Source organism: Streptomyces sp. NPDC057694 (genome assembly GCF_042799415.1).
Lineage (GTDB): Bacteria > Actinomycetota > Actinomycetes > Streptomycetales > Streptomycetaceae > Streptomyces.
On sequence record NZ_JBHVIX010000003.1, the window covers coordinates 133,132 to 160,094 of the forward strand.

The following is a 26,963-nucleotide window of genomic DNA, read 5'->3' on the forward strand; positions in this document are numbered from 1 at the left end:
CCACAGACCAATGGGACTCGAAGAAAAGCTGCCGAGCGGATTCCTGCTGACCACCGTCGAACAGGCCGCGGGCTGGGTGCGCAAGTCGTCCGTCTTTCCCGCCACGTTCGGCCTCGCGTGCTGCGCCATCGAGATGATGACGACGGGCGCGGGCCGCTACGACCTGGCGCGGTTCGGCATGGAGGTCTTCCGCGGATCGCCCCGCCAGGCGGACCTGATGATCGTGGCCGGGCGGGTGAGCCAGAAGATGGCGCCCGTCCTGCGCCAGGTCTACGACCAGATGCCCAACCCCAAGTGGGTCATCTCCATGGGGGTCTGCGCATCGTCCGGCGGGATGTTCAACAACTACGCGATCGTGCAGGGCGTCGACCACATCGTCCCGGTCGACATCTATCTGCCCGGCTGCCCGCCGCGGCCCGAGATGCTGATGGACGCGATTCTCAAGCTCCATCAGAAGATCCAGACCTCCAAGCTCGGCGTGAACGCCGAGGAGGCGGCCCGTGAGGCGGAGGAAGCGGCGCTCAAGGCGCTCCCGACGATCGAGATGAAGGGGCTGCTGCGGTGAGTGACGCGCAGAACGACGGGGCCAACCCCGAAAAGGATTTGAGCGCCTCCAACCTGCCGGGGCAGCGGGGCGACGCAGGCGAGGAGATCCGCGTCCAGCGCGGGATGTTCGGCGCCAACAACGGCGGCGACACCTCCGGCTACGGCGGTCTCGTCCGCTCGATCCGGCTGCCCGGCGAGGCCACCCGCCCGTACGGCGGCTGGTTCGACGAGGTGGCCGACGAGCTGGAGGGTGCCCTGGAAGAACAGGGCCTCGTCCCCGAGAACGCCATCGACAGGACGATCGTCGACCGCGGGGAACTCACCTTCCACATCGAGCGCGAGCACCTGGAGCGCGTGGCGCGGACCCTGCGCGACGACCCGGCCCTGCGCTTCGAGCTCTGTACCGGGGTGAGCGGTGTCCACTACCCCGGCGACAAGGGCCGTGAGCTGCACGCCGTCTACCACCTGCGGTCGATCACCCACAACCGGCTGATCCGGCTGGAGGTCTCGGCGCCCGATTCGGACCCGCACGTCCCGTCGCTGGTCGCCGTGTATCCCACGAACGACTGGCACGAGCGCGAGGCGTACGACTTCTTCGGCATCGTCTTCGACGGCCACCCCGCGCTGACGCGGATCATGATGCCGGACGACTGGCAGGGCTTCCCGCAGCGCAAGGACTATCCCCTCGGCGGCATCGCCGTCGAGTACAAGGGCGCCCAGATCCCGGCTCCGGACCAGCGGAGGTCGTACAGCTGATGAGCACTTCTTCTGCCTCCCCCCGCGAGACCACCGAGGGGACCGTCTACACGGTCACCGGTGGCGACTGGGACGAGATCGTCCAGTCCGCGGCCAAGTCCGACGACGAGCGCATCATCGTCAACATGGGCCCCCAGCACCCGTCCACGCACGGCGTGCTCCGCCTGATCCTGGAGATCGACGGCGAGACGGTCACCGAGGCCCGCTGCGGAATCGGTTATCTGCACACCGGCATCGAGAAGAACCTCGAGTACCGCACGTGGACGCAGGGCACCACGTTCGTGACGCGCATGGACTACCTGACGCCGTTCTACAACGAGGCGGCCTACTGCCTCGCAGTGGAGAAGCTCCTCGGCATCGAGAACGAGGTACCGGACCGGGCCTCGATCATCCGCGTGCTCCTCATGGAGCTGAACCGGATGTCCTCGCACCTGGTCTGCATCGCCACCGGCGGCATGGAACTCGGCGCGACCACGATCATGATCTACGGCTTCCGTGATCGTGAACTCATTCTCGACATCTTCGAGTTGATCACCGGCCTGCGGATGAACCACGCGTACGTCCGGCCCGGCGGCCTCGCCCAGGACCTGCCGCCCGGCGCGGTGGACCAGCTGCGCGAGTTCGTGAAGAAGATGAAGAAGAACCTTCCCGAGTACGACAAGCTCGCCACCGGGAACCCCATCTTCAAGGCCCGCATGCAGGACGTCGGCTACCTCGACCTGGCCGGCTGCATGGCGCTCGGCGCGACCGGCCCGATCCTGCGCTCGGCCGGCCTGCCGCACGACCTGCGCAAGGCGCAGCCGTACTGCGGCTACGAGACGTACGACTTCGAGATCCCGACCGCCGACACCTGCGACTCCTACGGACGCTTCCTGGTCCGCCTGGAGGAGATGCGCCAGTCGCTGCACATCATCGAGCAGTGCCTGGACCGTCTGGAGCCGGGCCCGGTCATGGTCGGGGACAAGAAGATCGCCTGGCCCGCCCAACTGGCCCTCGGCCCGGACGGACTCGGCAACTCGCTCGACCACATCAAGAACATCATGGGCACCTCCATGGAGGCCCTCATCCACCACTTCAAGCTGGTGACCGAGGGCTTCCGCGTCCCGCCGGGACAGGCGTACACCGCCGTGGAGTCGCCCAAGGGCGAGCTGGGTGTGCACGCCGTGTCCGACGGCGGCACCCGCCCGTTCAGGGTCCACTTCCGCGACCCGTCCTTCACCAATCTGCAGGCGATGGCCGCGATGTGCGAGGGCGGCCAGGTCGCCGACGTCATCGTCGCCGTCGCATCCATCGACCCCGTGATGGGAGGCGTCGACCGGTGACCACCAGTTCCACAGGCTCCGCCGGGCAGGGCATCAGCCTCGGCATGCCGCAACTGCCCGCGCCCGGCTACCCGGACGACGTCCGAGCCCGCCTGGAGACGGACGCGAAGGACATCATCTCCCGCTACCCCGGCTCCCGCTCCGCACTGCTTCCGCTGCTGCACCTCGTGCAGTCGGAGGAGGGGCACGTCACGCGGACCGGCATGCAGTTCTGCGCGGACATGCTCGACCTGACCACCGCCGAGGTGACGGCCGTGGCGACCTTCTACACGATGTACCGCAGGAAGCCGAGCGGCGACTACCAAGTGGGCGTGTGCACCAACACGCTGTGCGCCGTCATGGGCGGCGACGCGATCTTCGAGACGCTCCAGGAGCACCTCGGCGTCGGCAACAACGGCACCACGGACGACGGCAAGATCACGCTGGAGCACATCGAGTGCAACGCCGCTTGTGATTTCGCTCCCGTGGTGATGGTCAACTGGGAGTTCTTCGACAACCAGACGCCCGACTCGGCCAAGCGGCTCGTCGACGACCTGCGCACGGGAGCGCCGGTGTCACCCACGCGCGGCGCCCCCCTGTGCACCTTCAAGGAGACCGCGCGCATCCTGGCCGGCTTCCCCGACGAGCGCGAGGGCGCCGTGGAGGCCGGCGGCAGCGCCGGTCCCGCCTCGCTGATCGGGCTGCGCCTGGCCAAGGGCGAGACGCCGCCCGCGCGCGTGGTCCACCCGCGGGCCGAGGTCCGCGACGCGGAACCGCCGCACGACCCGTCGCCCGGCGAGCACCTCAGCTCGCACGACGCGCCGCAGGACACATCGGCCTCCGACCCCGAGCACCCAGCGGGGCCGACCGCCGAGGAGGGGGAGTGATGACCTTGGCCGCCGAAGTCAACGACCACGACACCAGCCCGGAGAAGCTGCTCGCTCCGGTCCTGTCGGCCTTCTGGGACGAGGACAAGTCCTGGTCCCTGGACGTGTACCGCCGCCACGAGGGGTACGAGGGACTGCGCAAGGCCCTCGCCATGTCGCCGGACGACCTCATCGCCTATGTGAAGGACTCCGGCCTGCGCGGGCGCGGCGGCGCCGGATTCCCCACCGGGATGAAGTGGCAGTTCATCCCACAGGGAGACGGCAAGCCGCACTACCTCGTCGTCAACGCCGACGAATCGGAGCCGGGGACCTGCAAGGACATCCCGCTCCTCTTCGCGAACCCGCACAGCCTCATCGAGGGCATCGTGATCGCGTGCTACGCGATCCGCTCCGAGCACGCGTTCATCTACCTGCGCGGTGAAGTGGTCCCCGTACTGCGGCGGTTGCACGAGGCCGTGCGCGAGGCCTACGCCGCGGGGTATCTCGGGCAGAACATCCTCGGGTCCGGTCTCAACCTTGAACTCACCGTGCACGCCGGCGCGGGCGCGTACATCTGTGGTGAGGAGACCGCACTCCTGGACTCGCTCGAGGGCCGTCGTGGTCAGCCGCGACTGCGTCCCCCATTCCCTGCGGTCGCGGGCCTCTACGCATGCCCCACTGTGGTGAACAACGTCGAGTCCATCGCGTCGGTTCCCGCGATCCTGAATCGCGGAAAAGAGTGGTTCAAGTCGATGGGGAGCGAGAAGTCCGCGGGCTTCACGCTCTACTCGCTCAGCGGCCACGTCACCAACCCGGGGCAGTTCGAGGCCCCGCTCGGCATCACGCTGCGCCAGCTCCTGGACATGAGCGGCGGGATGCGCGCCGGTCATCGCCTCAAGTTCTGGACCCCGGGCGGCAGTTCCACCCCGATGTTCACCGAGGAGCACCTCGACGTCCCCCTCGACTACGAGGGCGTCGGCGCCGCCGGCTCGATGCTCGGCACCAAGGCGCTCCAGTGCTTCGACGAGACGACGTGCGTCGTGCGCGCCGTCACCAGATGGACCGAGTTCTACGCCCACGAGTCCTGCGGCAAGTGCACGCCCTGCCGTGAAGGGACTTACTGGCTGGTCCAGTTGCTGCGCGACATCGAGGCAGGGAAGGGCTCGATGGGCGACCTCGACAAGCTGAACGACATCGCCGACAACATCAACGGCAAGTCGTTCTGCGCCCTCGGTGACGGTGCCGCCTCGCCGATCTTCTCCTCGCTCAAGTACTTCCGCGACGAGTACGAGCAGCACATCACGGGCAAGGGCTGCCCCTTCGACCCGGCCCGCTCGACCGTCTGGGCCGACCGGACCGACCAGCACCGCACGGAGGTGACCGCGTGACCGTCACGACCAACGCTCCCTCCGGGGGCGGCGAGGCGGCAGTTCCGCCGGAGGACCTCGTCTCCCTCACCATCGACGGCATCGAGATCAGCGTCCCCAAGGGGACCCTGGTCATCCGGGCCGCCGAGCTGCTGGGCATCGAGATCCCCCGGTTCTGCGACCACCCGCTCCTCGACCCGGCCGGCGCCTGCCGCCAGTGCATCGTGGAGGTGGAGGGCCAGCGCAAGCCGATGGCGTCCTGCACCATCACCTGCACCGACGGCATGGTGGTCAAGAGCCAGCTCTCCTCCCCGGTCGCCGAGAAGGCGCAGCGGGGTGTCATGGAGCTGCTGCTCATCAACCACCCGCTGGACTGCCCGGTCTGCGACAAGGGCGGCGAGTGCCCGCTCCAGAACCAGGCCATGTCGCACGGCCAGGCCGACTCCCGCTTCGAGGGCAAGAAGCGCACGTACGAGAAGCCGGTGCCGATCTCCACCCAGGTGCTGCTCGACCGCGAGCGGTGCGTGCTGTGCGCCCGCTGCACCCGGTTCTCCAACCAGATCGCGGGCGACCCGATGATCGAGCTGATCGAGCGCGGCGCGCTCCAGCAGGTCGGCACGGGTGAGGGTGACCCCTTCGAGTCGTACTTCTCCGGGAACACCATCCAGATCTGTCCGGTGGGCGCGCTGACCTCGGCGGCGTATCGCTTCCGCTCCCGGCCCTTCGACCTCATCTCGTCGCCGAGCGTGTGCGAGCACTGCTCCAGCGGCTGTGCGACCCGCACCGACCACCGGCGCGGCAAGGTCATGCGCCGCCTCGCGGCCAACGACCCCGAGGTCAACGAGGAGTGGATCTGCGACAAGGGCCGCTTCGGCTTCCGGTACGCGCAGAAGCCGGACCGGCTGACGACGCCCCTGGTGCGGGACGCGGAGACGGGTGAACTGCGGCCCGCCTCCTGGCCCGAGGCCCTGGAGGTCGCGGCCCGCGGGCTGACCGCCGGGCGCGGCCGGACCGGTGTCCTCACCGGCGGCCGGCTCACCGTCGAGGACGCCTACGCGTACAGCAAGTTCGCGCGGGTGGCCCTCGACACGAACGACATCGACTTCCGCGCGCGCGTGCACAGCAGCGAGGAGGCCGACTTCCTGGCGGCCCGGGTCGCGGGTCGCGGGCGTGACCTCGACGGCACCGGCGTCACGTACACGAAGCTGGAGAAGGCTCCGGCCGTGCTTCTGGTCGGCTTCGAGTCGGAGGAGGAGGCGCCCGGCGTCTTCCTCAAGCTCCGCAAGGCCTGGCGCGGGCACGGACAGAAGGTGTTCTCCCTCGCCACGCACGGCACGCGCGGTCTGGAGAAGGCCGGCGGCACGCTGCTGCCGGCAGCGCCCGGTACCGAGACCGAGTGGCTGGACGCCCTGTCGTCCGGTGTCGGTCTGGAGACCGGGGGAGCGGCCGCGGGCGAGGCGCTGCGCGCCGAAGGCTCCGTGATCGTCGTCGGTGAGCGGCTCGCGGCCGTCGCCGGCGGGCTGACGGCCGCCGTACGGGCCGCGGCCGCGACCGGCGCCACCCTGGTGTGGGTGCCGCGCCGGGCCGGTGAGCGCGGCGCCGTCGAGGCGGGCGCGATCCCCTCGCTGCTGCCCGGCGGCCGTCCGGCGACCGACCCGCGCGCGCGGGAAGAGGTCGCGGGCGTCTGGGGTGTGGCCGAACTCCCGCACCGCTACGGCCGCGACACCGGCCAGATCGTCGAGGCCGCCCTCACGGGCGAGCTGCGGTCCCTGGTGGTCGCGGGTGTCGAGATCGCCGACCTGCCGGACCCGGCACGCGCGCGTGAAGCACTTCACGAGGTCGGTTTCCTGGTCTCCCTGGAGCAGCGGCCCAGCGAGGTCACCGACCACGCCGATGTCGTCCTTCCGGTGGCCGCGGTCGCCGAGAAGGCGGGCACCTTCCTCAACTGGGAGGGCCGGGCCCGGATGTTCGAGGCCGCGCTGAAGCCCGACCAGATGACGCGCCGCGTCGCCCCGACCGACGGGCGCGTGCTGCAGATGCTGGCCGACGCCATGGACGTCCACCTGGGGCTGCCCGATCTGCGCACCGCGCGCGGTGAGCTGGACCGGCTGGGCAACTGGGACGGCCCGCATGCCACGGAGCCCCTGGAGACCGGCGCGGTGCTGCCGCGGCCCGCTTCCGGGGAGGCCGTGCTCGCCGGGCACCGGCTGCTGCTCGACCGGGGCCGCCTCCAGGACGGCGACGAGGCGCTCGCCGGCACCCGGCACGCCGCCCACGCGCGCGTGTCCGCCGCGACGGCCGCCGAGGCCGGGGTCAAGGACGGCGACGAGCTGGCTGTCACCGGGTCCGCCGGAAGCGTCCGCTTCCCCCTGCAGATCACGGAGATGCCCGACCGGGTCGTCTGGCTGCCGCTCAACTCCGTCGGCGGGGGCGTCGCTTCGGACACCGGCGCCGTCCCCGGCGACCTCGTGAAGATCGGCCCGGCCGTCGCCGAGGCCCCGGAGGTGCAGTCATGAGTCCCCTGGGCTTGAGCCCGCTCGCGCTCGAAGACCTGTCGATGTTCGGCCGCGACCCGTGGTGGCTGGTCGTCGTCAAGGCGGTCTTCTGCTTCGCCTTCCTGATGGTGACCGTGCTGTTCTCCATCGTGTGGGAGCGCAAGGTCGTCGCCTGGATGCAGCTGCGCATCGGCCCCAACCGGCACGGCCCCTGGGGCATGCTCCAGTCGCTCGCCGACGGCATCAAGCTGATGCTGAAGGAAGACCTGATCGTCAAGCGCGCCGACAAGGTCGTCTACGTCCTGGCGCCGGTCGTCGCCGCGATCCCCGCGTTCATGGCGATCGCCGTCATCCCGTTCGGCCCGGCCGGCAACGAGATCTCGATCTTCGGCCACCGTACGACGATGCAGCTCACCGACCTGCCGATCGCGATGCTCTACATCCTCGCGGTCGCCTCCGTCGGCATCTACGGCATCGTGCTCGCCGGCTGGTCGTCCGGATCGACGTACCCGCTGCTCGGCGGCCTGCGGTCCTGCGCGCAGATGATCTCGTACGAGATCGCGATGGGCGCCGCGTTCGCCTCGGTGTTCCTGTACTCGGGCTCGATGTCGACCTCGGAGATCGTCGCCCAGCAGCACGACCGCTGGTACATCGTGCTGCTGCCGGTGTCGTTCCTGATCTACATCGTGACGATGGTCGGCGAGACGAACCGCGCACCGTTCGACATGCCGGAGTCCGAGGGCGACCTCGTCGGCGGCTTCAACACCGAGTACTCGTCCATCAAGTTCGCGATGTTCATGCTCGCCGAGTACGTGAACATGGTGACGGTCTCCGCGGTGTCCACGACGCTCTTCCTGGGCGGCTGGCGCGCACCCTGGCCCATCTCCACCTTCTGGGAGGGCGCGAACCACGGCTGGTGGCCGATGCTCTGGTTCGTCATCAAGGTCCAGCTGCTGCTGTTCTTCTTCATCTGGCTGCGCGGCACGCTTCCCCGCGTGCGCTACGACCAGCTGATGAAGCTCGGCTGGAAGGTCCTCATCCCGGTCTCCGTGGTGTGGCTGATGCTGGTGGCGACCGTGCGCACGCTGCGCAACGAGAACTACGACTTCGCCGACATCGCCCTGTACGTCGGCGGCGGCATCCTCGTGCTCCTGCTGTTGTCGTTCGTCGTCGACATCTTCCGCGACCGGGGCGCCAAGCAGTCCACCGAGGGCGGTGCGGCCGAGGAGCCCGCGGCCTTCGACCCGATGGCGGGCGGATTCCCCGTCCCGCCGCTGCCCGGACAGGCCCTGCCGCCCGTCCCGCGCCGACGCCCGCGCCATGAGCGGGAGTTGATTGTCAGTGGCGGCCCCGATACTGCGAGTGACGGACCGAGTGACGCTCGTGACGGAAAGGAGGCGTCCGATGGCTGACGAGACGAACGAGAAGGACACCAGCCCCGGGTTCATGAATCCGGTCGCCGGCTTCGGCGTGACCTTCAAGGCCATGTTCAAGAAGCGGCTGACCGAGCAGTACCCGGAGCAGCAGAAGACCACCGCTCCCCGCTTCCACGGCAGGCACCAGCTCAACCGCCATCCGGACGGCCTGGAGAAGTGCGTCGGCTGCGAGCTGTGCGCCTGGGCCTGCCCGGCGGACGCCATCTATGTGGAGGGCGCGGACAACACCGAGGAGGAGCGCTACTCCCCGGGCGAGCGGTACGGCCGCGTCTACCAGATCAACTACGCCCGCTGCATCCTGTGCGGCCTGTGCATCGAGGCGTGCCCCACGCGCGCGCTCACGATGACGAACGAGTTCGAGCTCGCGGACAGCAGCCGGGCCAACCTGATCTACACCAAGGAGCAGCTGCTCTCCGGCCTGGAAGACACCATGGTCGACAGCCCGCACGCGATCTACCCGGGCATGGACGAGCAGGACTACTACCGGGGCCTGGTCACCGAGGCCGCCCCCGGCACCGAGCGTCAGGTGGCGGTCTCCAAGGGCGAGAAGCCCTCCGCGGACGACAAGGCCGCAGAGGGCGTCGAGGCAGAGGAGGTGGAAGCATGAGCGCCCAGCTCGCCGCCGCCTACTCCACCTCCACCGGCGAGGCCTTCCAGTTCTGGGTCCTCGGCACCGTCGCCGTCATCGGCGCGCTGTGCACGATCCTGATGAAGAAGGCCGTGCACAGCGCCCTGTGCCTGGCCGGAACCATGATCATCCTGGCGGTCTTCTACCTGGCCAACGGGGCGTACTTCCTGGGCATCGTCCAGATCGTCGTCTACACGGGCGCGATCATGATGCTGTTCCTCTTCGTGGTCATGCTGGTCGGCGTCACCGCCGCCGACTCCCTGAAGGAGACCATCAAGGGGCAGCGCTGGCTCGCCGCCGCGTGCGGTCTCGGCTTCGGCATCCTGCTGATCGCAGGCATCGCGAACGCGTCACTGACGCAGTTCAACGGCCTGGGCAAGGCGAACGCGAACGGGAACGTGGAGGGCCTCGCGACCCTCATCTTCACCAAGTACGTCTTCGCCTTCGAGATCACCGGCGCCCTGCTGATCACCGCGACCATCGGCGCGATGGTGCTCACGCACCGCGAGCGCACCGAGCGGGCCAAGACCCAGCGGGAGCTGTCCGAGCAGCGCGTGCGCGAGGGCAAGCACCTCCCGCCGCTGCCCGCCCCGGGTGTCTACGCCCGGCACAACGCCGTGGACATCGCGGGCCTGCTGCCCGACGGCACCCCCTCGGAGCTCACGGTCATGCAGACGCTGCGCGAGCGCGGCCAGATCCGGGACGTCTCCGGTGAGGCGCTCGATGACCTCAAGGCTCTGGAGCAGCGGTCGGCAGAGCGCCTGGAGCGCAGCGAGGAGGCGTCGAAGTGAACCCGGTCAACTACCTCTATCTCGCCTGTCTGTTGTTCACCATCGGCGCCACCGGCGTCCTCATCAGGCGGAACGCGATCGTCGTGTTCATGTGCATCGAGCTGATGCTGAACGCGTGCAACCTCGCGTTCGTCGCGTTCTCCCGGATGCACGGCAATCTCGACGGCCAGATCATCGCGTTCTTCACGATGGTCGTCGCCGCCGCGGAGGTCGTCGTGGGGCTCGCGATCATCGTGTCGCTGTTCCGTTCCCGCCACTCGGCCTCGGTCGACGACGCCAGCCTGATGAAGCTGTAAGGGGTCGGAGGAAACGTGAACAACCTGATTGCGCTGCTCGTCGCGGCGCCACTGCTCGGAGCGGCCGTACTGCTGTGCGGCGGGCGGGCGTTGGACCGGGTGGGTCATCTGCTCGGCACGCTGCTCGCGGCCGTCTCCTTCGTCATCGCCGTCGTGCTCTTCTCCGACATGCTCGGCAAGGGGCCGGAGGACCGCACGCTCACCCAGCATCTGTACAGCTGGATCCCCGTCGAGGGCTTCCAGGCGGACGTCGGCTTCCAGCTGGACCAGCTGTCGATGACGTTCGTCCTGCTGATCTCCGGTGTGGGCACGCTGATCCACATCTACTCGATCGGCTACATGGAGCACGACGAGCGGCGCCGCCGCTTCTTCGGCTACCTGAACCTGTTCGTCGCGGCGATGCTGCTCCTCGTCATCGCCGACAACTACCTGCTCCTCTACGTCGGATGGGAGGGCGTGGGCCTCGCCTCGTACCTCCTCATCGGCTTCTGGCAGCACAAGCCCAGCGCGGCCACCGCCGCCAAGAAGGCGTTCATCGTCAACCGTGTCGGTGACATGGGTCTGTCCATCGCGATCATGCTGATGTTCACGACGTTCGGGACGTTCGCCTTCGGGCCGGTGCTCGACAGCGTCGGTGACACGAGCGAGGGCAGGCTCACCGCCATCGGCCTGATGCTGCTGCTCGCCGCGTGCGGCAAGTCGGCGCAGGTGCCGCTGCAGTCCTGGCTCGGGGACGCGATGGAGGGCCCGACCCCGGTCTCGGCCCTCATCCACGCCGCGACCATGGTGACCGCGGGTGTCTACCTGATCGTCCGCTCCGGCGCGATCTTCAACGGCGCGCCGGACGCGCAGCTCGTCGTCACCATCGTCGGCGCGGTGACGCTGATGTTCGGTGCGATCGTCGGTTGCGCGAAGGACGACATCAAGAAGGCGCTGGCCGGCTCGACGATGTCGCAGATCGGCTACATGATCCTCGCCGCGGGCCTCGGTCCCATCGGCTACGTCTTCGCGATCATGCACCTGGTGACGCACGGCTTCTTCAAGGCGGGGCTCTTCCTCGGCGCCGGATCGGTCATGCACGGCATGAACGACGAGGTCGACATGCGGAAGTACGGCGCCCTCAGGAAGTACATGCCGGTCACCTTCGTGACGTTCGGTCTCGGGTACCTGGCCATCATCGGCTTCCCGGGCCTGTCCGGCTTCTTCTCCAAGGACAAGATCATCGAGGCGGCGTTCGCGAAGGGGGGCACCGAGGGCTGGATCCTCGGCTCCGTCGCCCTGCTCGGCGCGGCCATCACCGCGTTCTACATGACCCGCGTGATGATCATGACCTTCTTCGGTGAGAAGCGCTGGCAGCCGGATGCCGAGGGCCACGAGCCGCACCCGCACGAGTCGCCGTCGTCCATGACGATCCCGATGATCGTGCTCGCGATCGGCTCGGTCTTCGCCGGTGGCTTCTTCTCGATCGGCGACCGCTTCCTGCACTGGCTGGAGCCGGTCACCGGTCACGACCACGGAGATGCGCCGATCAGCGCGGGCGTGGTCACCGGGGCCACCATGGTCTGCCTGGTGATCGGTGTGGGCCTGGCCTGGGCGCTGTACGCGCGCCGGGAGGTCCCGGTCGTCGCCCCGCGCGGTTCGCTGCTCACGCGGGCGGCCCGCCGGGACCTGCTCCAGGACGACTTCAACCATGTGGTCCTGGTCCGCGGCGGCGAGCACCTCACGCGCTCCCTGGTCTACGTCGACCACACCCTGGTCGACGGAGTGGTGAACGGCACGGCGGCTTCCGTGGGCGGCCTCTCCGGCCGGCTGCGCAAGCTCCAGAACGGCTACGTGCGCTCGTACGCCGTCTCGATGTTCGGCGGTGCGGCGGTCATCGTCGCGGCGACCCTGCTGATGAGGGCGGTCTGATACCGATGTCCTTTCCTCTGCTGACAGCGACGGCGGTACTGCCGGCCGTGGGCGCCATCGCCACGGCCGCCGTACCTGCGAAGCAGCGCACGGCGGCCAAGTGGCTGGCGCTGTTGTTCTCGCTCGCGACGCTGGTGGTCGCGGCGGTGGTCGCCGTGCGCTTCGAGCCGTCGGGCGCGCGCTACCAACTGACCGAATCGCACTCCTGGATCAGGGACTTCGGAGTCCGCTACGAGCTGGGTGTGGACGGCATCGGGGTGGCGCTCATCGCGCTGACCGCGCTGCTCATCCCGTTCGTGATCCTCGCGGGCTGGAACGACGCGGACCCGCTGGAGACCGGGAACACGAGGTGGCGGCCGACGCAGGGCTTCTTCGCCCTGATCCTCCTCGTCGAGGCGATGGTGATCATCTCCTTCGAGGCCACCGACGTCTTCCTCTTCTACATCTTCTTCGAGGCCATGCTCATCCCGATGTACTTCCTCATCGGTGGCTTCGGGGACCGCGCGGGACCGCACGGCGAGAAGGAGGCCGCGACCCAACGCTCGTACGCGGCCGTCAAGTTCCTCCTCTACAACCTGGTCGGCGGGCTCATCATGCTGGCGGCCGTCATCGGTCTGTACGTGGTCGCCGGGAGCTTCTCGCTCTCGGAGATCGCCGCGGCCCGGGCCAACGGCTCGCTCGACATGGCGACCAGCACCGAGCGGTGGCTCTTCCTCGGCTTCTTCTTCGCCTTCGCGGTGAAGGCCCCGCTGTGGCCGCTGCACACCTGGCTGCCGAACGCGATGGGCGAGGCCACGGCCCCGGTCGCCGTACTGATCACGGCGGTCGTCGACAAGGTCGGCACCTTCGCGATGCTCCGCTTCTGCCTCCAGCTGTTCCCGGAGGCCAGTAAGTGGGCGACGCCGGTGATCCTCGTACTGGCGCTCATCAGCATCGTCTACGGCGCGCTGCTCGCGGTCGGCCAGCGGGACATCAAGCGGCTGGTCGCGTACGCGTCGATCTCGCACTTCGGCTTCATCATCCTGGGCATCTTCGCGATGACCAGCCAGGGCCAGTCCGGCGCGACGCTCTACATGGTCAACCACGGTATTTCCACAGCCGCGTTGATGCTCGTCGCCGGGTTCCTGATCTCGCGGCGCGGCTCGCGGCTCATCGCCGACTACGGCGGCGTGCAGAAGGTCGCCCCGGTGCTCGCCGGCACGTTCCTGATCGGCGGTCTGGCGACGCTCTCACTGCCGGGCCTGGCCCCGTTCGTGAGTGAATTCCTGGTCCTGGTCGGCACGTTCTCGCGCTATCCGGTCATCGGCATCATCGCCACGATCGGCATCGTGCTGGCCGCGCTCTACACGCTGGTCCTCTACCAGCGCACCATGACCGGCCCGGTGAAGCCGTCGAACGAGGGCATCGCCGACCTGAAGGCGCGCGAGCTGACCGTCGTCGTCCCCCTGATCGCCGTACTGATCTTCCTGGGTGTCTACCCGAAGCCGCTGACCGAGCTGGTGAACCCGGCGGTCAAGCACACCATGTCCGACGTCCACAAGAAGGACCCGAAGCCGGAAGTGGAGGCGGCTCACAAGTGAGTTCCCTGGTGAGTGCTCCAGTCGTCCACAGCCTGTGGGCAACGGCGGCCGACCCGATCTCCAAGATCGACGCACCGAAGATCGAATACGGGCAATTGTCCCCGACCTTGATCGTCATCGGTGCCGCCGTCCTGGGGATCCTGGTCGAGGCGTTCGTGCCGCGTAAGTCCCGTTACTACGTCCAGGTGTTCCTGTCGGTCGTGGCCCTCGCGGCGGCCTTCGCCGCGGTCGTCGGCCTCGCGGCCGGCGGGTACGGGACGACCAAGGCGCACATCGCGGCCATGGGCGCGATCGCCGTCGACGGCCCGGCCCTCTTCCTCCAAGGCACCATCCTGCTGGCCGGTCTGGTCTCGATCTTCACGTTCGCCGAGCGGCGGCTCGACCCGGAGGCGCACGGCAACCGCGTCGACTCCTTCGCCGCGCAGGCCGCGTCCGTCCCCGGCAGCGAGAGTGAACAGGCCGCCGTCAAGGCCGGGTTCGCGACGACCGAGGTGTTCCCGCTCGCGCTCTTCGCGATCGGCGGCATGCTGGTCTTCCCCGCGGCGAACGACCTGCTGACGCTCTTCATCGCCCTGGAAGTCTTCTCGCTCCCGCTGTACCTGCTGTGCGCCGTGGCCCGCCGCAAGCGGCTCGTGTCGCAGGAGGCCGCGGTCAAGTACTTCCTGCTCGGCGCCTTCGCATCCGCGTTCACCCTGTTCGGCATCGCGCTGCTCTACGGCTACGCGGGCTCGGTCTCGTACGCCACCGTCGCGAGCGTCGTCGACGGGTCGGTCGCCACCATCGACCCGGCCCTCGCCGACACGATGGGCAACGACGCGCTGCTGCTGATCGGCGTCGCGCTCGTCGTCATGGGCCTGCTGTTCAAGGTCGGCGCCGTCCCGTTCCACATGTGGACGCCGGACGTCTACCAGGGCGCTCCGACGCCCGTCACCGGCTTCATGGCGGCGGCGACCAAGGTGGCCGCCTTCGGTGCGCTGCTGCGCCTGCTGTACGTGGTCCTGCCCGGCCTTCGCTGGGACTGGCGGCCGGTCATGTGGGCCGTCGCCATCGTCACGATGCTCGTCGGCGCGATCGTCGCGATCACCCAGACCGACATCAAGCGGCTCCTCGCGTACTCGTCGATCGCGCACGCCGGGTTCATCCTGGCCGGTGTGATCGCGACGACGCCCGAGGGCGTCTCGTCGGTGCTGTTCTACCTGGGCGCGTACTCCTTCGTGACCATCGGCGCCTTCGCCGTGGTGACGCTGGTGCGCGACGCGGGCGGCGAGGCGACGCACCTGTCGAAGTGGGCGGGCCTCGGCCGGCGCTCGCCGCTGGTCGCGGCGGTCTTCGCCGTGTTCCTGCTGGCCTTCGCCGGTATCCCGCTCACCTCCGGCTTCGCCGGGAAGTTCGCCGTGTTCAAGGCGGCGGCCGAAGGCGGCGCGGGCGCGCTGGTCGTGGTCGGTGTGATCTCCTCGGCGATCGCCGCGTTCTTCTACATCCGCGTGATCGTCCTCATGTTCTTCAGCGAGCCGAAGGCGGACGGGCCGACCGTGGCCGTGCCGTCGCCGCTGACCATGACGACGATCGCCGTGGGCGTGGCGGTCACGATTGTGCTGGGGCTCGCGCCGCAGTACTTCCTGGACCTGGCGAGCCAGGCCGGAGTGTTCGTCCGGTAACGCCGTCCCGTACGCGTGAGCCGGTGCCCGGCGCCCTGGGAGGGGTGCCGGGCACCTCCGTTTCCGCGGCGGGTGTCCTGAGCCTGTGGATAACTTTCGGGGTTGTCGGTGCGGACCCCTATCGTGGCGGGAGCAGTCGGACGATGGACGGGACAGAGGGTATGAGCGAGGTGACGGAGCGCGAGGGCGCCGCGGGTACGGAGAGCGAGGCCCTTGCCACGCTCCACCGCGTCTTCGGGTACGACGCATTCCGCGGTGAGCAGGAAGCGATCATCGAGCACGTCGTGGCGGGCGGTGACGCCGTCGTCCTGATGCCCACCGGTGGCGGCAAGTCCCTCTGCTATCAGATCCCGGCCATGGTCAGACCCGGCACCGGGGTCGTCGTCTCGCCGCTGATCGCGCTCATGCAGGACCAGGTGGACGCGCTGCGGGCGCTCGGCGTGCGCGCCGGGTTCATGAACTCGACGCAGGACTTCCACGAGCGGCGCACCGTCGAGGCCGAGTTCCTGGCCGGCGAGCTGGACGTGATCTACCTCGCGCCGGAGCGGCTCCGCCTCGACAGCACCCTCGACCTCCTCTCGCGCGGCAAGATCTCCGTCTTCGCGATCGACGAGGCGCACTGTGTGGCCCAGTGGGGGCACGACTTCCGGCCCGAGTACCGGGCCCTGTCCGTGCTCGGCGAGCGGTGGCCCGACGTGCCGCGCATCGCCCTCACGGCGACCGCGACGCACGCCACGCACCAGGAGATCACCCAGAGCCTCGGCATGCCGCGGGCCCGGCACTTCGTGGCCAGCTTCGACCGGCCCAACATCCAGTACCGGATCGTGCCCAAGGCCGAGCCGAAGAAGCAGCTGCTGACCTTCCTCAAGCAGGAGCACGAGGGCGACGCGGGCATCGTGTACTGCCTGTCGCGCAAGTCCGTGGAGGCCACCGCCGAGTTCCTCAGCAGGAACGGGATCGAGGCGGTGCCCTACCACGCGGGCCTCGACGCGGGGACGCGCGCGGCGCACCAGTCCCGCTTCCTGCGCGAGGAGGGCCTCGTCGTCTGCGCGACCATCGCGTTCGGCATGGGCATCGACAAGCCGGACGTACGGTTCGTGGCCCACCTCGACCTGCCGAAGTCCGTCGAGGGGTACTACCAGGAGACCGGCCGCGCGGGCCGCGACGGCCTCGCGTCCACGGCGTGGATGGCGTACGGGCTCCAGGACGTGGTGCAGCAGCGCAAGCTGATCAACATGGGGGAGGGCGACGAGGCGTTCCGCCGCCGGGCCTCCTCCCACCTGGACTCGATGCTGGCGCTCTGCGAGACCGCGCAGTGCCGGCGGGCCCAGCTCCTGACGTACTTCGGCCAGGAGGCATCGGCCGCGTGCGGAAACTGCGACACCTGCCTCACCCCGCCCGAGACCTGGGACGGCACGGTCGCCGCGCAGAAGATCCTGTCCACCGTGGTGCGGCTCGACCGGGAGCGGCGGCAGAAGTTCGGCGCGGGGCAGATCATCGACATCCTGCTCGGTAAGCGCAGCGCCAAGGTCATCCAGTTCGACCACGACCAGCTGTCCGTCTTCGGCATCGGCGAGGAGCTGACCGAGAACGAATGGCGCGGTGTGGTGCGGCAGTTGCTCGCGCAGGGGCTCGTCGCGGTCGAGGGCGAGTTCGGGACGCTCGTCCTCACCGAGGAGAGCGGGAGTGTGCTCGGGCGGGAGCGTGAGGTACGGCTGCGCAAGGAAGCGCCGAAGCCGGCGGCTTCCCGGTCGGGGTCGGGGTCGGGCTCTGGCTCGCGGGAGCGCAAGGCCAAGACCGTCGCGGCCGATCTGCCCGCCGAGCTGCTGCCCGTCTTCGAGGCGCTGCGGGCCTGGCGCGGGGCGCAGGCCAAGGAGAACGGGGTGCCGGCGTATGTGATCTTCCATGACGCCACGCTCCGGGAGATCGCTCTTCAGCGGCCCACGTCGTTGGGGCAGTTGGGGACGCTCGGCGGGGTCGGGGAGAAGAAGTTGGCCACGTGGGGGCCGGGGGTGCTTGAGGTTCTGGCCGGGCTCGACGGTGGGGGTTCCGTCGAGCGCGTGCCGGAGTTCGACCCCGGTCCTGAGCCTGATTTCGGGCCGGAGCCCGAGCCGGAGGATGTCGACTGGTGACGGTCGCTGCCGGCTGACGGTGGGCGGGTTTTCGGGTGCGGCTTTCGTCGTGGCTGGTCGCGCAGTTCCCCGCGCCCCTGGAGATGCGCACTTCGTGCGCTGTCTCCATCAAGGGGAGGCGGCGCGCAGCGCCTGCCTCGGGGGCGCGGGGAACTGCGCGAGAAGCGGCCACCGGGCCGCAGGTCGCGAGGAAGCCCCGTGGGGCAGACGCTACGGCTGGGCCACGATGCGGCCCGTTACCTCGCCCAGGGCTACCCGGGTGCCGGCGGGGCCGGGGGCCCAGGCGGTCATCGTCACCACGTCGCCGTCCGCCAGGAAACCCCGCTCACCCTCGGAGAGCTTCAGCGGACGCTGCCCGTTCCAGGTCAGCTCGATCAGGGAGCCCCGCTCATGGTCGCCGGCGCCGCTGACGGTGCCGGAGCCGTAGAGGTCACCGGTGCGCAAGGAGGCGCCGTTGACCGTCATGTGGGCCAGCATCTGCGCGCCGGTCCAGTACATGCCGGAAAAGGGCGGCTCGGAGACGACGTCGCCGTTGAGCGCGACCGTGATGTGCAGGTCGTAGCCCGCCGGCTCCAGCCCGGGGGCGGCGTCGTCCAGGTAGGGGAGGAGCTGCTCCGTGCGCTCGGGAGCGGGCACGCGGGCCGCGTCCAGGGCCTCAAGAGGCGTGATCCAGGCGGAGATCGAGGTCGCGAAGGACTTGCCGAGGTGCGGGCCGAGCGGCACCGTCTCCCAGTTCTGGATGTCGCGCGCCGACCAGTCGTTGAGCAGGCACAGCCCGAAGACATGGTCACGGTAGGCGGCGAGCGGCACGGAGGTGCCCTGCGGCGACGGCACCCCGACGACGTAACCGACCTCGGTCTCGATGTCGAGACGGACCGACGGGCCGAAGACCGGGACCGGGTCCTGCGGGCCCTTGCGCTGGCCGCTGGGGCGGACCACGTCGGTGCCGGAGACGACGATCGTGCCGGCGCGGCCGTGGTAACCCACCGGCAGATGCTTCCAGTTGGGCTTCAGGGCCGCCTCGTCCGGGCGGAACAGCTTGCCGAGGTTCGTGGCGTGGTTTTCGGACGCGTAGAAGTCGACGTAGTCCGCGACCTCGAAGGGGAGGTGCAGCGTGACGTCGGAGAGCGGGTGCAGGTGGGGGCGGATCGTGTCGCGGTGGGCCGGGTCCGTCACCCACGCCGTCACCGCGCGGCGCACGTCGGACCAGGTCGAACGGCCCGCAGCCAGCAGGGGGTTGAGCGTGGGACGGGCCAAGAGCGGGCCGTGGGGAGAGCCGAGGGACTCGGCCGCCGCGCCCGCGTCCAGGACGTGGTCGCCGAGCCGGACACCGACGCGGGGGCTCTCACCGGCGCGGCTGAAGACTCCGTAAGGGAGGTTGTGCGAACCGAAGGGGTGGCCTTCGGGGAGGTCGAGCGGGTCGAGCGGGGTGTGCTCGGACGCGGCTGCGGCTGCCATGCCTACGTGCCTCACTTTCCAGGTGGGTCACAGGGTGGGTCACGGGGTGGGTCACAGGGGTGGATCACACAGACGGGCCACACGTTACGTGGGCGCAGGTAGTTCGGGCAGTGTCTAAAGAGTTCGCAATGTCCGAATGACCCGTTGATGGATCGGTCAGTTCCGTCATAGCGTCTATGTCCGGCGGACGCGGACGGGGTGGATCCGGGTTCGAAGGGGGATCGGGACACGTGGGGGGACCCGTGGCCAGAAAAGCCGGTGACGCGCGCAGTGACGCTGGACGGGTGCCGTTCGCCGTGGACCGCGAGGTGCCGGGCCTCATCGTGAAGTTCGGCGACTATCCGCTGCACCACGGAGGAGTGGGCGCCATCCGCAGTCTGGGCCGTCTCGGCGTCCCCATGTACGCGATCACCGAGGACCGCTACACGCCGGCCGCGGCCTCCCGCTATCTGTACCGGGCCTTTCCCTGGCGGACCACCGGGGCGGAACCGCCGGAGCGCCTGGTCGAGGGGCTGCTCAGAGCCGCGAAGCGGATCGGCCGGCCCGCGGTGATGATCCCGACCGACGAGGAAGCGGCCGTGCTCATCGCCGAGCACCAGGGCCCGCTGGCCGACGCGGGATATCTCTTTCCGCCCGTCGAGGCGGCGCTGCCGCGGCGCCTCGCCAGCAAGCAGGGTCTGCACGAGTTGTGCGCGGAGCACGGGATCCCGTCACCGGCGGCGGCCTTTCCCGAGAGCCGGGCGGACCTGGAGGAGTTCGCGGCGAAGGCCCGCTTTCCGGTCGTGGCCAAGAACCGGGAGGCGTTCACCCGCCGCGCGCACCCCGCGGTGGCCGGGACGACCCGCATCGCCACCCCCGAGGGACTGCGCGACCTGGCGCGGGACTGGGGCGAGCGGCCCGGCGTGATCCTCCAGGAGTACCTGCCGCGCGAGGACGCCGAGGACTGGATCGTGCACGCGTACTTCGACCAGGACTCCGAGCCCCGGGCGATGTTCACCGGGGTCAAGGTCCGCTCCTGGCCCCCGCACGCGGGCATGACGGCACACGCGTACGTCGTGGACAATCCGGAACTCCTCGACCTCGCCGCGCGGTTCATCAAACAGATCGGCTTCACCGGCATCATCGACCTCGACCTGCGCTTCGACCGGCGCGACGGGCTGTACAAACTCCTGGACTTCAACCCGCGGATGGGCGCCCAGTTCCGCCTTTTCGAGAACGAGGCGGGGGTCGACGTCGTCCGCGCCATGCATCTGCAACTCACCGGCCGTGACGTCCCGGAGGGGGAACAGCGGGCGGGACACCGGTACATCGTCGAGAACATCGACCTGCCGGCCCTGCTCGCGTACCGGCGCAGCGGCTACACGACCCCGCACGCCCCGTCCCGCGCGAGCGGCACGGAGCTGGCGTGGTGGGCGGCGGACGACCCGCGGCCGTTCTTCACGATGCTGGCCCGGTTCGTCGGTCCGGGCGCCCGGCATCTCTACCAGCTGTGGCGGACCAACCGCCGCGGCGGCACCACCGGCACCTCCGTCTGACCGGCATCCCCGTCCAGCGGGGCGGGGCCGGCGAGCGGTACCGCGAAGCAAGAGACGCAGTGGCAGTTCGACTGCCGTCCCGGGGAGGGGACTTCGTGATCCATCCGGTAGCTGTCATCGGCGCGGGCCCGTACGGCCTGTCCACCGCCGCGCACCTGCGGGCGCGCGGCCTTCCTGTCAGGGTCTTCGGGGAGCCCATGGTGAGCTGGCGCTCGCACATGCCCGAAGGCATGACCCTCAAGTCGGTCCCGTCCGCGTCGAACATCGACGCGCCCCAGCACGGCCACGATCTCGTGGACTACTGCGACGCCGCCGGCGTCCGGCGCCTCGTCACCGACGAGGACCTGATCAGCGCCGAGACCTTCGTCGCGTACGGCGACTGGTTCCAGCAGCGCCTCGTGCCCGGCCTGGAGCGGGTGCGGGTCGTCTCGGTCGACCGGCGCGGCACCGCGGGCTTCGAGCTGAAGCTGGACTCGGGCGAGCAGTTCACCGCGCGCGCCGTGGTCGTCGCCTCCGGCCTGTCCGGTCTGGAGCATCTGCCGCGCGAGTTCGCCGCGGCCGTGCCGGACGGGCCCTCGCCCACGGGCCCGCTCTCGCACAGCGCCCAGCACCACGACCTGACGCGGTTCTCCGGCAAGGAGCTGATCGTCGTCGGCGCGGGCCAGTCCGCCCTGGAGACGGCGGCGTTGGCGGCCGAGGCCGGGGCGAGCGTGCGGGTCGTGGCGCGCGGTCAGGGCCGGGTGCGGTTCGGGGCGCCGCCCTGGGAGCAGTCGCGGCTGCGCCCGGCGACGCCGTTCGGCAACGCCTGGTCGCTGTACGCGCTCACGTACTACCCGCACCAGTACCGCCAACTGCCGCCCGGGGTGAGGCACTACCTGGTCAAGCGGGTGCTCGGTCCGCTCGGTGCGTGGTGGCTGAGGGAGCGGTTCGAGGGCAAGGTGACCGTGCGCGAGGTCGCGGCGGTGCAGCGGGTGACGGTGGCGGACGGTGCGCCGGTGGTACAGGTGCGCACGCACGGCGGGCGGCGCGAGGAGCTGGGCGCGGACCATGTCATCGCGGCGACGGGATACCGGGTGGACCTGGCGGCGATGCCGTTCCTCGGCGACGGCCTGCGCACGCGGCTCTCGGCCAGCCGGGGGACACCGCGGCTCGGCCCCGGATACGTGTCGTCGGTTCCCGGCCTGTACTTCACCGGCATGCTCGGCGGGTCGTCGTACGGTCCGGTGATGCGGTTCGTGTGCGGCACGGAGTTCGCCTCGCCGCGGCTGGCCGGGCATCTCGCGGCACGGCACGGGTAGCCGCCGTTTCCGGAACCGGGCCGGCCGATCGGAGCGCGTCATCCGGTGACCGCACACTGACCCGAAGAGATGACAAGACGGTCACCGCTGCCCGGGCCGGTCGATCGGCGCAAGGGCGGCCGGTACGCGTCGGGTCCCTGGTGCCGTCGGTCCGTATTCTTCGGATCATGCCCGCACCCGCATATGCACTTATCGCCACTGACCTGGACGGCACGCTGCTGCGAGGGGACGACACCGTCTCCGACCGAACGCGGGACGCCCTCACGCGGGCCGCCGCGGCGGGGGCCCGGCACATCGTGGTCACCGGGCGGCCCGCACCCCGGGTGCAGCCGCTGCTCAGCGATCTCGGCGGGGCGGGGCTCGCGGTGTGTGCGCAGGGCGCGCAGTTGTACGACGCGGCGCACGACCGGCTGCTGTGGTCGCTCACCCTCGACCGGGAGCTGGCCGAGCAGGCGCTCGGGAAGATCGAGGCCGAGGTCGGGCAGGTGTACGCGGCCGTGGACCAGGACGGGGTGGACGGGCTCACGCTGATCGAGCCCGGCTACCTGATGCCGCATCCGACGCTGCCCGCCGTGCGGGTGCACCGGCGGGCGGACCTGTGGGCGGAGCCGATCAGCAAGGTGCTTCTGCGCCATTTTTCGCTGGCCGACGACGAACTGGCCGCCGTGGCGCGGGCGGCGGTCGGCCCGCTCGCCACCGTCACCATGTCGGGGCCCGGCACCGTCGAACTCCAGCCGCGCGGCGTGACCAAGGCGACCGGGCTCGAACTCGCGGCCGAGCGGGCGGGGGTGGGTCCCGGCGACACCATCGCCTTCGGGGACATGCCCAACGACGTACCGATGTTCGGCTGGGCCGCCCGTGGCGTGGCCATGGCCAACGCCCACCCCGAGCTGAAGGCCGTCGCCGACGAGGTCACCACGTCGAACGAGGAGGACGGGGTGGCCGTCGTCCTGGAGCGCCTCTTCGGCTGAGCCGCGCCGGCTCCGGGCTGTCGTCCGGCTGCGGGCCGGTGGGGGCTGGTCGCGCAGTTCCCCGCGCCCCTTATCGGGTTGTCGGTCGTGCGCGGGCCGGTGGCCGCTTCTCGCGCAGTTCCCCGCGCCCCTGAAGCATGCGCTGCGCGCAGCTTCGTCGATGAGATGCCGCACGAAGTGCGCATCTCAGGGGCGCGGGGAACTGCGCGACCGGCCACGACGAGAGCCGCGCGTGGAAACTGGTTTTAGGGGCGCGGGGAACTGCGCGACCAGCCCCCACCGGGCCCGCAGCCGAACACATCACCCCGCCGTGCGCGGAATGCGCTCCTCCCACGTCCGGTGGAACACGATCTCGCCGCCGTCCCGGCACACCACCTCGCTCGACGTGAGGAACTCGGTCGCCGTGCACGAGATCTCGGACCGCGTCTGCACCGTCGCGTCCCACGCCATGTCCGGCCGGTGCAGCCGGATCGACCAGTCGGAGCGGGTGCGGGCGGAGAGCGGGTCGTCCTCCTGGACGATGTACGTCTCCAGCGCGTCCTCGGTGAACTCCAGGCCGTCCGGGTAGACGCGCGTGCCGCCGTAGCGCGGGTCGACCTCCAGCTTCCACTCGCCCTTGGCGACGTCCCGGACGGCGAGCCGCTCGGGGCGCTGCTCCTCCAGGGATGCCGGGTAGACGACGCCGAGGGGCGGGGACTGCTCCGGGGGCTCGAAGCCGATGGTGCCGCCCGGTTCGGCCGACCTGACCGGGAGTTCCAGCGTGCTGCCGACCGGGTTCAGCGTGAACCCGGCCTGCGAACCGGCCTGCGGCCACACCCACGGCCAGTACGCCGACGAGAGCGCGAGCCGGATGCGGTGGCCGGCCGGGAAGGCGTGGCCGATGCCGTTCAGCTCGAAGGTGACGTCCTCGGTCGAGCCGGGCAGCCACGGCACGTTCGCCGCGCGGCCGTGCCGGGACGACAGGTTGAGGACGCCGCGCGTCACCAGGGTCGACGAGCCGTCCGGCGCGATGTCGCACAGCCGCGCCACGATCTGCCCGCGCGAGGCGTCGGACGTCACCCGCAGGGTGACGCGGGGACGGCCGAGCACCTGGACGTCCTGCGGCACCTCGAACTCGAAGCAGGCGCTCTTGGCGTCCTCGTCGCGCTGGTCGGGCGGCAGGTCGGCGTCGTTGCCGAACGGGAAGAAGCGGCCCGCGTCGAGGCCCGTGTGCTGCGGGGAGCGGACGAGGACGGGGGAGCCCTGAAGCGCGTAACTCACGGGGGTGACGTTCGGGGACGGCCAGGACGGGTCGCCGACCCAGTGGCCGGGCAGTTCGTCGTAGACGGTCGCGGGCGGGTGCGAGTCGCTGATGTACGAGCGGAGTTTCGGCTCGGACATGACCCCGGTGTCCTCGCCCTTCAGCCAGTGGTCCCACCAGCGCAGCGTCTCCTGGAGGAAGCCGATCGCGGGGCCCGGCGGCAGGCCGCGGTCCGGGTACTGGTGCGACCACGGGCCGATCAGACCGCGCACCTGGCCGTCGGGGAGGTTCTCGACCAGCCGCAGCACCGTGTCGCGGTACGGGTCGTGCCAGCCGCCGACCGCGAGGACGCCGGCCTTGATCGCCGAGTAGTCCTCGCAGACGCTGCCGTGCCGCCAGTAGTCGTCGCGGGTCTGGTGCTTCAGCCAGGTGTGGATGAACGGGTCGACGGCTTCGAGGCGCTCGGTCCACATCCGGCGCCAGCCGTCGCCGACGAACTGCGGGTCCGGCGGACGCGAGACGAACGCCAGCATGGTGGCGGCCCAGGCGTGCATGTCGACGGCGAGGACTGAACCACCGGTGTAGTGCACGTCGTTGTCGTAGCGGTCGTCCGTGGAGCAGACCGTGACGATCGCCTTCAGCGGTTCGGGGGCCAGGGCCGCGATCTGGAGGGAGTTGAAGCCGCCCCAGGAGATGCCGAACATGCCGACCTTGCCGGACGACCAGGGCTGCTCGGCCAGCCAGTTGACGACCTCGACGCCGTCGCTGAGTTCCTGGGCGTCGTACTCGTCGCCCGGCAGGCCCTCGGAGTTGCCGTGGCCGCGCACGTCGACGCGTACGGAGGCGTAGCCGTGGCCCGCGTACCAGGGGTGGCGCTGCCAGTCGCGCGGCGCCGTCCAGTCGGAGAGGCGGTACGGGAGATATTCGAGGAGCACCGGAACCGGTTCGTCGGTGACCGGGCGCCAGACGCGGGCGAAGAGCGTCGTCCCGTCGGAGAGGGGTACCCGGAGGTCCTCGCGGGTCGTGCCGTAGGGGAACTCGGTCTGGATGCGGGGAGAAGCAGGGCTCATGGGAATACCTCAGTGAACGGGGTGCATGGTGCGCCGCAGCCACGGCGCCAGGGCGATCACGGCGACGCCGACCGCCACGGCGATGGCGCCGTTGACGCCGAAGTACGCGGGGTTGGAGACCTCGCCGTAGAGCTTCACGGTCTGTGCCTGGATGCCGTTGGCGAGGGCGAGGGAGAGGAACCAGAGCGACATCGTCTGGCTGGCGAAGGCCTTCGGGGCGAGCTTCGTGGTCGCCGACATGCCCGACGTCTCCAGCAGGATGTCGCCGAGGCCGAGCAGCAGGTACGAGCCGACGATCCACCAGACGGACATCAGGTACGTGTCGTCGCTGTGCCCGGACGTGGGCAGCACCATGAGGAGGAAGGACAGGCCGCCGAGGATCACGCCGATGGCGATCTTGTTGGAGGCGTGCGGCTGGCGCGGGCCCATCCGCGCCCACACGGTGGCCACGACGGGCGCGAGCGCCACCTCGAAGGCGCCGAGCGCGGAGGCGTACCAGCTGGCGGGGAAGTGGAAGCCGAAGATCTCGGTCCGGGCGTTCGTCGAGGCCAGCAGCATCATCGTGGAGTAGGCCTGGAACAGGATGAAGTTGAAGGCGACGGAGGCCAGGAAGAGGACCACGTAGGGCCTGAGCCGTCCGCGTTCCTCCGCCGTGACCCGCGGGCTCCGGAACATCACCACGAAGTACACGACCGGCGCGATCACCGAGACGATCGTCAGCAGATCGACGAAGCGGTCCATGGTGAGCCAGCCCGCCACCGCGAGGATCGCGGCGAGCGCGGCGACGACGACGGCGCCGACGGCCATCGTGCGGATCGCCCGGCGCAGCGCGTCGTCGGGGAGCCGGTACTCGGCGGTGGCCTTGCGCCCGGCCAGGTGACGGCGGCCGGCCACGTACTGGATCAGGCCGAAGGTCATGCCGACCGCGGCCGCGGAGAAGCCCCAGTGCCAGCCCTTGTGGTCACCGAGCCAGCCGGTGATCAGCGGACCGGCGAACGCGCCGATGTTGATGCCCATGTAGTACAGCGCGAAGCCGGCGTCACGGCGCTCGTCGTCGGTGCGGTAGAGCTTGCCGACCATGGAGGCGACGTTCGGCTTGAGCAGGCCGGTGCCGGCGCTGATCAGGCCCAGGCCCACCCAGGTCATCGTGGCGGTCGGTACCGCCATGGAGTAGTGGCCGCAGGCGATCAGGATGCCGCCCCACAGCACGGCCCGGTAGGAACCGAGGATCCGGTCGGCGAGCCAGCCGCCCGCGACGGACACCAGATAGACCAGCGTGCCGTACGCGGCCGAGACCGACGCGGCCGTGCCGGGGTCCATGCCCATGCCGCCGTGTGCGACGGTGTCGGCGAAGAACAGGACGAGAATGGCCTGCATGCCCAGGAACGAGAAGCGTTCCCAGACCTCCAGGCCCGACAGGGTGAGCAGCCCGCGCGGCTGCCCGAAGAAGGCGGTGTCGTCGCCCGGCGGCGGCTGGTCGGCCCCGCTGTCGGGGTCGGTGGCGGTGCGGGACAAGTGGCGTACTCCCGGTCGTATCGGCTGATCAAGAACATACCGGGGGTGTCTGGGACCCGCTCGATCTGGGTTGCACGGGCAGGTGCCCCCTGTGATCGAAACGCGACCGGATA

General features: G+C 70.0%; 20 protein-coding genes. 17 read left to right on the forward strand and 3 right to left on the reverse strand.

Going from position 1 to position 26,963, the window contains the following annotated elements:
- Nucleotides 1-10: 10 nt before the first annotated feature.
- The 14 genes from ACFVDP_RS10370 (at nucleotide 11) to recQ (ending at nucleotide 17,763) form a co-directional block, all read left to right on the forward strand.
- On the forward strand, nucleotides 11-565 hold the full coding sequence (locus ACFVDP_RS10370) for an NADH-quinone oxidoreductase subunit B family protein (RefSeq protein WP_010041554.1): 555 nt from the start codon (nucleotides 11-13) through the stop codon (nucleotides 563-565).
- The gene (locus tag ACFVDP_RS10375) at nucleotides 562-1,302 is read left to right on the forward strand and encodes an NADH-quinone oxidoreductase subunit C (protein WP_383486408.1); all 741 of its coding nucleotides are present in this window, start codon (nucleotides 562-564) and stop codon (nucleotides 1,300-1,302) included. The genes ACFVDP_RS10370 and ACFVDP_RS10375 overlap by 4 nt, the downstream gene beginning before the upstream one ends.
- The gene (locus tag ACFVDP_RS10380) at nucleotides 1,302-2,624 is read left to right on the forward strand and encodes an NADH-quinone oxidoreductase subunit D (protein ID WP_383486410.1); all 1,323 of its coding nucleotides are present in this window, start codon (nucleotides 1,302-1,304) and stop codon (nucleotides 2,622-2,624) included. The genes ACFVDP_RS10375 and ACFVDP_RS10380 overlap by 1 nt, the downstream gene beginning before the upstream one ends.
- 44 nt (nucleotides 2,625-2,668) lie before the next feature.
- A complete protein-coding gene (gene nuoE, locus ACFVDP_RS10385) occupies nucleotides 2,669-3,490 on the forward strand; it encodes an NADH-quinone oxidoreductase subunit NuoE (protein WP_383487307.1) in 822 nt (273 codons plus the stop codon).
- A complete protein-coding gene (gene nuoF / locus ACFVDP_RS10390; protein WP_383486413.1) occupies nucleotides 3,490-4,857 on the forward strand; it encodes an NADH-quinone oxidoreductase subunit NuoF in 1,368 nt (455 codons plus the stop codon). The genes nuoE and nuoF overlap by 1 nt, the downstream gene beginning before the upstream one ends.
- Nucleotides 4,854-7,352, forward strand: a complete 2,499-nt coding sequence (locus ACFVDP_RS10395; protein WP_383486416.1) for an NADH-quinone oxidoreductase subunit G — start codon at nucleotides 4,854-4,856, stop codon at nucleotides 7,350-7,352. The genes nuoF and ACFVDP_RS10395 overlap by 4 nt, the downstream gene beginning before the upstream one ends.
- Before the next feature lie 11 nt (nucleotides 7,353-7,363).
- Nucleotides 7,364-8,743, forward strand: coding sequence for an NADH-quinone oxidoreductase subunit NuoH (gene nuoH, locus ACFVDP_RS10400; RefSeq protein ID WP_383487309.1), 1,380 nt, complete (start codon nucleotides 7,364-7,366; stop codon nucleotides 8,741-8,743).
- Nucleotides 8,736-9,374, forward strand: a complete 639-nt coding sequence (gene nuoI / locus ACFVDP_RS10405; protein ID WP_383486419.1) for an NADH-quinone oxidoreductase subunit NuoI — start codon at nucleotides 8,736-8,738, stop codon at nucleotides 9,372-9,374. The genes nuoH and nuoI overlap by 8 nt, the downstream gene beginning before the upstream one ends.
- Nucleotides 9,371-10,186, forward strand: coding sequence for an NADH-quinone oxidoreductase subunit J (locus ACFVDP_RS10410; RefSeq protein WP_383486422.1), 816 nt, complete (start codon nucleotides 9,371-9,373; stop codon nucleotides 10,184-10,186). Before nuoI ends, ACFVDP_RS10410 begins: the two co-directional genes overlap by 4 nt.
- Nucleotides 10,183-10,482 carry an NADH-quinone oxidoreductase subunit NuoK gene (nuoK, locus tag ACFVDP_RS10415; protein ID WP_111663767.1) on the forward strand — a complete coding sequence of 100 codons (300 nt, stop codon included), beginning with the start codon at nucleotides 10,183-10,185 and terminating at the stop codon, nucleotides 10,480-10,482. Before ACFVDP_RS10410 ends, nuoK begins: the two co-directional genes overlap by 4 nt.
- A 15-nt stretch (nucleotides 10,483-10,497) precedes the next feature.
- Nucleotides 10,498-12,393, forward strand: coding sequence for an NADH-quinone oxidoreductase subunit L (gene nuoL / locus ACFVDP_RS10420; protein WP_383486426.1), 1,896 nt, complete (start codon nucleotides 10,498-10,500; stop codon nucleotides 12,391-12,393).
- Between the two features lie 5 nt (nucleotides 12,394-12,398).
- A complete protein-coding gene (locus ACFVDP_RS10425; RefSeq protein WP_383486428.1) occupies nucleotides 12,399-13,973 on the forward strand; it encodes an NADH-quinone oxidoreductase subunit M in 1,575 nt (524 codons plus the stop codon).
- A gap of 8 nt (nucleotides 13,974-13,981) precedes the next feature.
- Nucleotides 13,982-15,631 carry an NADH-quinone oxidoreductase subunit NuoN gene (gene nuoN / locus ACFVDP_RS10430; protein ID WP_383486431.1) on the forward strand — a complete coding sequence of 550 codons (1,650 nt, stop codon included), beginning with the start codon at nucleotides 13,982-13,984 and terminating at the stop codon, nucleotides 15,629-15,631.
- A gap of 161 nt (nucleotides 15,632-15,792) precedes the next feature.
- The gene (gene recQ / locus ACFVDP_RS10435; RefSeq protein ID WP_383486434.1) at nucleotides 15,793-17,763 is read left to right on the forward strand and encodes a DNA helicase RecQ; all 1,971 of its coding nucleotides are present in this window, start codon (nucleotides 15,793-15,795) and stop codon (nucleotides 17,761-17,763) included.
- A gap of 210 nt (nucleotides 17,764-17,973) precedes the next feature.
- Here the strand turns inward: recQ and fahA are convergent, their stop codons facing one another.
- Nucleotides 17,974-19,221, reverse strand: a complete 1,248-nt coding sequence (gene fahA, locus ACFVDP_RS10440) for a fumarylacetoacetase (RefSeq protein ID WP_383486437.1) — start codon at nucleotides 19,219-19,221, stop codon at nucleotides 17,974-17,976.
- Between the two features lie 284 nt (nucleotides 19,222-19,505).
- On the opposite strand from fahA, the gene ACFVDP_RS10445 reads away from it, so the two are divergent.
- The 3 genes from ACFVDP_RS10445 to ACFVDP_RS10455 all read left to right on the forward strand — a co-directional run bounded on the left by ACFVDP_RS10445 (nucleotide 19,506) and on the right by ACFVDP_RS10455 (nucleotide 23,025).
- Nucleotides 19,506-20,756, forward strand: coding sequence for an ATP-grasp domain-containing protein (locus ACFVDP_RS10445; RefSeq protein WP_383486440.1), 1,251 nt, complete (start codon nucleotides 19,506-19,508; stop codon nucleotides 20,754-20,756).
- A 95-nt stretch (nucleotides 20,757-20,851) separates the two neighbouring features.
- A complete protein-coding gene (locus tag ACFVDP_RS10450) occupies nucleotides 20,852-22,054 on the forward strand; it encodes an FAD-dependent oxidoreductase (RefSeq protein ID WP_383486443.1) in 1,203 nt (400 codons plus the stop codon).
- Nucleotides 22,055-22,221: 167 nt separating this feature from the next.
- Nucleotides 22,222-23,025 (forward strand): HAD family hydrolase, encoded by an 804-nt coding sequence (locus tag ACFVDP_RS10455; RefSeq protein WP_383486446.1) that lies wholly within the window; start codon nucleotides 22,222-22,224, stop codon nucleotides 23,023-23,025.
- A 300-nt stretch (nucleotides 23,026-23,325) separates the two neighbouring features.
- Here ACFVDP_RS10455 and ACFVDP_RS10460 read toward each other — a convergent pair whose 3' ends face one another.
- Both ACFVDP_RS10460 and ACFVDP_RS10465 read right to left on the reverse strand, forming a co-directional pair.
- Nucleotides 23,326-25,335, reverse strand: a complete 2,010-nt coding sequence (locus tag ACFVDP_RS10460; protein ID WP_383486448.1) for a CocE/NonD family hydrolase — start codon at nucleotides 25,333-25,335, stop codon at nucleotides 23,326-23,328.
- A gap of 9 nt (nucleotides 25,336-25,344) precedes the next feature.
- On the reverse strand, nucleotides 25,345-26,850 hold the full coding sequence (locus ACFVDP_RS10465; protein ID WP_383486450.1) for a peptide MFS transporter: 1,506 nt from the start codon (nucleotides 26,848-26,850) through the stop codon (nucleotides 25,345-25,347).
- Between the last annotated feature and the right edge of the window lie 113 nt (nucleotides 26,851-26,963).